This is a genomic window from Aeromicrobium sp. (assembly GCF_014378035.1).
In the GTDB taxonomy this organism is placed as follows: domain Bacteria; phylum Actinomycetota; class Actinomycetes; order Propionibacteriales; family Nocardioidaceae; genus Aeromicrobium.
Genome location: NZ_JACMOM010000319.1, coordinates 22,968 through 29,885, shown reverse-complemented (window position 1 = coordinate 29,885; position 6,918 = coordinate 22,968). Strand labels below are relative to the sequence as shown.

The 6,918-nt window shown below is 67.7% G+C and carries 7 protein-coding genes; 3 read left to right on the top strand and 4 right to left on the bottom strand.

What is annotated here, in order from left to right; all coding sequences use genetic code 11:
• Positions 1-28: 28 nt before the first annotated feature.
• The 3 genes from H7290_RS16595 to purF all read right to left on the bottom strand — a co-directional run bounded on the left by H7290_RS16595 (position 29) and on the right by purF (position 2,849).
• Complete coding sequence (locus H7290_RS16595) at positions 29-199, bottom strand: DUF3073 domain-containing protein (RefSeq protein ID WP_290515132.1); 171 nt, start codon at positions 197-199, stop codon at positions 29-31.
• Between the two features lie 89 nt (positions 200-288).
• Entirely contained in the window at positions 289-1,359 is a 1,071-nt protein-coding gene (gene purM, locus H7290_RS16590) for a phosphoribosylformylglycinamidine cyclo-ligase (protein ID WP_290515131.1), read from the bottom strand.
• The gene (purF, locus tag H7290_RS16585; RefSeq protein WP_290515130.1) at positions 1,359-2,849 is read right to left on the bottom strand and encodes an amidophosphoribosyltransferase; all 1,491 of its coding nucleotides are present in this window, start codon (positions 2,847-2,849) and stop codon (positions 1,359-1,361) included. Before purF ends, purM begins: the two co-directional genes overlap by 1 nt.
• A gap of 89 nt (positions 2,850-2,938) precedes the next feature.
• Between purF and H7290_RS16580 the strand changes: the two genes are divergently transcribed.
• The 3 genes from H7290_RS16580 to H7290_RS16570 all read left to right on the top strand — a co-directional run bounded on the left by H7290_RS16580 (position 2,939) and on the right by H7290_RS16570 (position 6,444).
• Positions 2,939-3,385: an SRPBCC family protein gene (locus H7290_RS16580; RefSeq protein ID WP_290515129.1), complete on the top strand. Its 447-nt coding sequence runs from the start codon at positions 2,939-2,941 to the stop codon at positions 3,383-3,385.
• 55 nt (positions 3,386-3,440) lie between these two features.
• Positions 3,441-5,006 (top strand): long-chain-fatty-acid--CoA ligase, encoded by a 1,566-nt coding sequence (locus H7290_RS16575; RefSeq protein ID WP_290515128.1) that lies wholly within the window; start codon positions 3,441-3,443, stop codon positions 5,004-5,006.
• Between the two features lie 109 nt (positions 5,007-5,115).
• A complete protein-coding gene (locus tag H7290_RS16570; RefSeq protein WP_290515127.1) occupies positions 5,116-6,444 on the top strand; it encodes a glycoside hydrolase domain-containing protein in 1,329 nt (442 codons plus the stop codon).
• Positions 6,445-6,536: 92 nt separating this feature from the next.
• On the opposite strand, the gene H7290_RS16565 is transcribed toward H7290_RS16570, so the two are convergent.
• Entirely contained in the window at positions 6,537-6,890 is a 354-nt protein-coding gene (locus H7290_RS16565) for a sterol carrier family protein (protein WP_290515126.1), read from the bottom strand.
• Positions 6,891-6,918 lie beyond the last annotated feature (28 nt).

Genomic DNA, 6,918 nt, shown 5'->3' with positions numbered 1-6,918 from the left:
TCACGCCAGTCGTGCGTCGTGGTCAGCCTCAACTTGCGGCTGGGTCTTCTCGCTCCATGTCGACGTACTGCTGGGGAATCGGTTCGCCCGACTCTCCGTGAAGCTCGCGCTGCAGATTGTTGAAGTCTGTGTCCGGAGTCCGGTACTTCAAGTCGCGTGCGACTTTGGTCTGTTTGGCTTTTGCACGGCCGCGCCCCATGGGTCGACCCCCTCGCAGAAAGTAGTCAGTATGTCGTGATTGCAGTCTACCGAACGACGGCGATAATTTCGCGCCGACCCCCCAGGCCGTCAGACGTGGGCGCCGGTGAGCGTGACGGATCCGCCCTCACCGTGGATGCCCGCACCGGCGACGTCGCCGGCAATCCAGGCGTCGACACCGTGCTCAGCGAGCAGCCGCACGGCGGCGTCTGCCTCATCGGGTGCCACCAGCGCCACCATGCCGACACCCATGTTGAGAGCCTGGTCGAGGTCGGGCTGCGCGACATCTCCGACAGAACCCACGAGGCCAAAGATGGGCTGGGGCGACCAGGTCGAGCGGTCAAGACGAACCGAGACGGTGTCGGGCACGACGCGGGCGAGATTGGCGGCGAGCCCCCCGCCGGTGATGTGCGACATCGCATGCACGTCGAGGGTGGCGGCAAGAGCGAGGCACGGCAGCGTGTAGAGCCGAGTGGGTGTGAGCAGCTCCTCGCCGAGAGTGCGGCCCAGCCCAGGCACGTCACGATCGAGCCGCCAGCCGGCTCCCCCCTGATCGGGCGGAGAGAAGAACACATGACGCACGAGCGAGTAGCCGTTGGAGTGCAGGCCGCTCGACGCCATCGCGATCACGACGTCGCCGGCACGCACGAGCTCGGCACCGAGCAGCTTCGATGCCTCCACGACGCCCGTGGTCGAGCCCGCGATGTCGTACTCCTCAGGCGCCAGCAGACCGGGATGCTCGGCGGTCTCGCCTCCGAGCAGCGCCGTGCCGCTCTCGGCGCACGCCATGGCGATGCCCTTCACGATGTCGGCGATGCGCTCGGGCACGACCTTGCCGCAGGCGATGTAGTCGGTCATGAACAGGGGCTCGGCGCCGCACACGACCAAGTCGTCGACCAGCATGCCGACGAGGTCGAAACCGATCGTGTCGTGCTTGTCCATGCGCTGCGCGATCTGCACCTTGGTGCCGACACCGTCGGCAGACGTCGCGAGCAACGGCCGGGTGTACGACTTGAGGGCTGACGCGTCGAAGAGGCCGGCGAAGCCGCCGATCCCGCCCACGACCTCGGGCCGGCGGGCCTTCTCGACCCACTGTTTCATGAGTTCGACCGCGCGGTCGCCCTCCTCGATGGACACTCCCGCGCTGGCGTAGGACGTCATCACAGGACCTCGAGCGGAAGGGTGTCCTGGACCTCGAGGAGATGTCTGCCGATCAGGTCGTCCTCGGGAAGCGCCACGGGGTAGATGCCATCGAAGCAGGCCCGGCAGAGGTCGTCCTTGGGGACGTTGGTCGCCTCGACGAGCTGGTCGAGCGTGACGTATGCCAACGAGTCAGCACCGATCGAGCGCCGGACCTCCTCGACCGAGATGCCGTTGGCGATGAGCTCGGCCCGCGACGCGAAGTCGATGCCGTAGAAGCACGGCCACTTGACCGGCGGTGAGGAGATGCGCACATGGACCTCGGCGGCGCCGAACTCACGCAGCATGCGCACCAGCGCACGCTGGGTGTTGCCGCGCACGATCGAGTCGTCGACGACGACGAGCCGTTTGCCCTCGATGACATCGCGCAGCGGATTGAGCTTGAGCCGGATACCGAGCTGACGAAGCGTCTGCGAGGGCTGGATGAAGGTGCGGCCGACGTACGAGTTCTTGACGAGCCCATGGCCGAACGGGATGCCACTCTCCTCGGCGTACCCGATGGCGGCTGGCGTGCCCGACTCTGGCACGGGGATGACGAGGTCGGCGTCGACCGGGAACTCACGGGCGAGGCGGCGGCCGATCTCGGCACGCACCGAGAACACCCGCTGGTCGGAGATCGTGGTGTCGGGCCGGGCCAGGTAGACGTACTCGAAGATGCAGCCCTTGGGCTCGGCCTTGGCGAAGCGTTCGGTTCGCAGACCGGCCTCGTCGATCGCGATGAACTCACCGGGCTGGATCTCGCGGATGAACGACGCGCCCACGATGTCGAGCGCCGCGGTCTCGCTGGCGACGACCCAGCCACGCTCGAGCCGGCCGAGGACGAGTGGACGGATGCCCTGGGCGTCGCGCGCCGCATAGAGGGTGTTCTCGTCCATGAACACCAGCGAGAACGCGCCCCGGAGCCTCGGCAGCACCTCGAAGGCGGCCTCCTCGACCGAGCGGTCGGGATAGGACGACAGCAGCGTGGCCATCACCGAGGTGTCGGACGTCGCCATCTCACCCTTGCCGGAGTCGCCTCCGGACTCGACGTCGCGCTCACGGAGCAGCTCGAGGAGCTCGGCGGTGTTGGTGAGGTTGCCGTTGTGGCCGAGCGCCACCGAGCCGGAGGCCGTGGGCCGGAAGGTTGGCTGGGCGTTGTGCCACACGCTGGACCCAGACGTGGAGTAGCGCGTGTGGCCGATGGCGACCTCGCCCTTGAGGGACTCGAGGGTGGCCTCGTCGAAGACCTGGGACACCAGGCCCATGTCCTTGTAGACCAAGATCTGGCGGCCGTTGCTGACGGCGATGCCGGCCGACTCCTGCCCGCGGTGCTGCAGCGCGTAAAGACCGAAATAGGTGAGCTTGGCGACCTCTTCACCGGGGGCCCAGACGCCGAAGACACCGCAGGCGTCTTGGGGTCCGGCGTCCTGGGGATCGAGGTCGTGGGTGAGGCGTCCATCTCCGCGGGGCACCTGTCAAGTGTAGAGGCCTCGACCCCGTGCAACCCAATGCCGGACCCGAGGTGTTGCGGACTGGGGCCCAGACCGGTCCAATGGGGGCCATGAACTCAGACACCGTCAGCGTCGAACGCCTCATCGACGCCACTCCCGCCCGCATCTTCGCCGAGCTTGCCGACGCCGGAAAGCACCAGGGCTTCGACGGGTCGGGAACGGTGAGGGGCACCAAGTCGCCCTCGCGCCCACTCTCGCTCGGCACCCGGTTCGGCATGTCGATGAAGATGGGCGTGGCCTACACGACGGCGAACACCGTCGTCGAGTACGGCCAGGACATGCTGATCGCGTGGCAGACCAAGGGGCTCGGCGGCCTGGTCGGCGGTCGCATCTGGCGCTACGAGCTGACCCCCACCGATGGCGGCACCCTCGTGCGCGAGACGTGGGACGTCTCGAAGGACCGGCAGAAGTTCATCCTGAAGCACAGCTCATTCCCAGAGCAGACCAGGAAGAACATGGAGAAGTCCCTCGACCGCCTCGCCAAGGTCGTGGCCTAGACACTCGCGCCCGGCTACCCTGTCGTGATCCAGATCACAGACGACGAGGGCCCCCATGACGATCGCGATTCCTCACGCCATCTTCCTGCCAGACTTTCTGGCGCATCGCGCGGCCACGAATCCCGACGGACCGTGCTGGATCTTCGAGGGACGCTCCTGGTCGTGGGGGGAGGCCTGGGAGTCGGTGCGCCACGTGGCAGGCGCCCTCACCGCAGCCGGCGTGCGCCGCGGCGACCGGGTCGCCATCCTCGACAAGAACAACCCGGCGGTGCTCCAGGTCCTCCTCGGCGGATGTCAGGTCGGGGTCGCCACGACGGTGGTCAACTGGCGCCTCTCGGGTGACGAGCTCGACTACGTCCTGAACGACTGCGGAGCGACGATTCTCTTCGTCGGGCACCAGCTCGTCGCCCAGCTCGACCTCGTGCGCGACCGTCTCGAGCACGTGCGGGACGTCATCGTCGTCGGTGGCGAGCACGATGAGCTCGAGGCCTGGCTGGCGGCCGGGACTCCGACCGACCGGCAGCCGGAGGTGACGCCCGACGACATCTGCGTCGTGATGTACAGCTCGGGCACCACGGGCCGACCCAAGGGTGTCCAGCTCAGCCAGCACGCCATGGTCGAGCACAGTGTCAACGGCCTCGGCGACACCACGTACGTCGAGGGCGACATGCTCCTCGTCGCGATGCCGATGTTCCATGTCGGCGGCACGTCGTACGCCCTGCTCGCTCCGGTCGTGGGTGTCCCCGGCTACATCATCAGCGAGGTGGCTGCGACAAAGCTGGCCGGCGGGATCCTGGCCGGCTGCACACACATCTTCCTGGTGCCCGCCGTCGTCGCGGCGCTCATCGCCGCCGGCCCAGAGGCCATGGCGCTCTTCAGCCGACTCAAGGGCTTCGGCTACGGGGCTGCGCCGATGCCCCTGCCCGTGCTTCGGGCCGCGATGGAGGCCTGGCCCGACACCGAGTTCCAGCAGGTGTACGGCATGACCGAGATGGGAGGCGTCATCACGGTGCTCAACGACGAGGCGCACCGCGACGCGGCGCACCCCGAGCGGCTCGTTTCCGCGGGGCGACCTGTCGATCACGCCGAGATGCGCATCGTCGACCCGGTGTCACTCGATGACGTGCCCCGGGGAGGCTCGGGCGAGGTGTGGTTCCGAACCCCCCAGGCCACGTCCGGCTACCTTGGCAAGCCCGAGGCGACGGCAGAGCTGCTCACGCCCGAGGGCTGGCTGCGCACCGGCGACCTCGGTCGGGTCGACGACGACGGCTTCCTGTTCATCGAGGACCGGATCAAGGACATGATCATCACCGGCGGCGAGAACGTGTACTCCCCCGAGGTCGAGCGGGTCCTCGCAGAGCATCCCGCGGTGCTGGAGCTCGCCGTCATCGGGGTGCCCGACGACCGGTGGGGCGAGGCGGTCAAGGCCGTCGTCGCGTTCAAGCCCGATCAGGCCGTCACGCCCGAAGAGCTCATCGCCTACGCCCGCGAGCGACTCGCCGCCTACAAGACGCCCTCGTCGATCGACGTCGTCGAGACGCTGCCGAGGAACCCGTCAGGCAAGATCCTGAAGCGTGACCTCCGCAAGCCCTACTGGGGCGGTCGTGACCGCCAGGTCTGACATCCGGCCGTGGTGACGGCGAGGGACGGGATTCCCTTGAATCACGCCAGCAACACGTTTCCGCCACATCACCGTGATCGAGCACGTAGTGTCTCCTCCCATGCGCTTGGTGTCTTCCCCCGCCTCGCGGCTCAGGATTGCCGGTCTCATCACCGGCTTCGCCGCGACGCTCCTCCTGTCCTCCACTGCTCTGACCTCCCCGGCCGGCGCTGCCACCCCGGCCTCTCCCGGGAGCTTCACCGGCTTCGGGTTCGATGCGTGCGTGGCCCCGAGCCAGAAGGTCATGGACGCATGGAACCTCCGATCGCCCTACGCAGCGATCGGCATCTACGTGTCAGGCAGCTCGCGCTACTGCGGTGACAAGTACCAGCCCAACCTCAGCAAGGCGTGGGTCGCCACGAACGCCTCCCACGGCTGGCGCTTCCTCCCGATCCACGTCGGCAGGCAGTCGCCGTGCTACCGGAACGACCCCGACAGCCGTGCGCAGAGGAGCCGCATGTCGACCTCCCCCACGAAGGCGCGCGCACAGGGCAAGGTCGATGCTGCCGAGACGATCGGGGCGCTGCAGAAGTACGGGTTGCCCAAGAAGACCGCGTCGTACCTCGACCTCGAGTGGTACGCCCGGTCCCGCACCTGCGACAACGCGGTGCTCGAGTTCGTCGACGGATGGACTGACTACCTGCACGCAAAGGGATACACCTCCGGCGTCTACTCCAGCGGCTCGTCCGCCATCGCGGTGATCGACGAGGCCCGCGAGGCCAGGCGCAAGCACTTCACGCTGCCCGACCACCTGTGGGTCGCCTGGACCAACAAGAAGGCCGACACCAAGGGTGGCCCCTACCTTTCGGACGCCGGCTGGAAGAACCACCAGCGCATCCACCAGTACCACAACGGCGTCAATCAGACGTTTGGCGGACACCAGCTCAACATCGACAAGGACTATCTCGATGTCGGCAAGGGATCGGTGGCCTCCTCGGAATCGCTGCCGTGCAACGTACGGATGTCCTTCAGCAGGTACCCGCGGCTCGAGGTCGGCGACAAGGGCCCGGCCGTCGCCACCCTGCAATGTCTCCTGCACCGGCAGGGGCTCAAGAAGTCGGTCACGGAGTCATTCGGCACCGGCACCAGCAAGGCCATCGAGGCGTACCGGAACCGGCTCGGGTGGAAGCCCCTCGGACGCACCACCCGCGCGACCTGGACTGCGTTGTTCTCCTCGGGCACCCGCCCGCGAGTGCTGAAGCAGGGCTCGGTCGGCCAGTCCGTGTGGCGCCTGCAGCACTCACTGAGCGCCGCCGGGCTGAGCCTCAGCCCCACAGGTGTCTACGACCCCCGCACGGTCGCCGCGGTCCGTGCGTTCCGCAAGGCACGTGGGCTCAGCGCCTACGACACGACCGACACCGCGATCTGGTCTCTCCTTCAGCACGGCAAGACCGCCTGACCTTCGACAACCCCGGTGTCGGGGATGAACCAGTCGCTCGGGGCGGCAGCCGATGCGGGCGGGGTTCACGCTCGTCCAGTTGTCAGTGAGACTCAGACGTCCACGAGGGGCAGGTGCGGTGACAGGTCCGACCGCTCTCCCGAGGCCCTCAACGTCGCCTCGTTCCACTTCAGCTGTCCGCGTGCCAGTGCGATCCAGGTCGGGGCATCCATTTCGACGACGGCCGGCGGGGTGCCCCTGGTGTGGCGTGAACCCGAGATGCATTGCACCGCGGCGAACGGCGGGACCCGCACCTCGACGCTGCCGCCAGGAGCTTTCTCGACGAGCAGCGCCAGGAGGTGCATGGTTGCGGTCTTGAGGTCGACCCGTTGCGCGTCGCCCGCATCGATCCGGCGGCAGGCCTCGACGAAGACCTCCTCGGAGAGGGGGACGAGTCGGCGAGCCACAAACCCGGAGTCTACGTGTGCTCGGAGC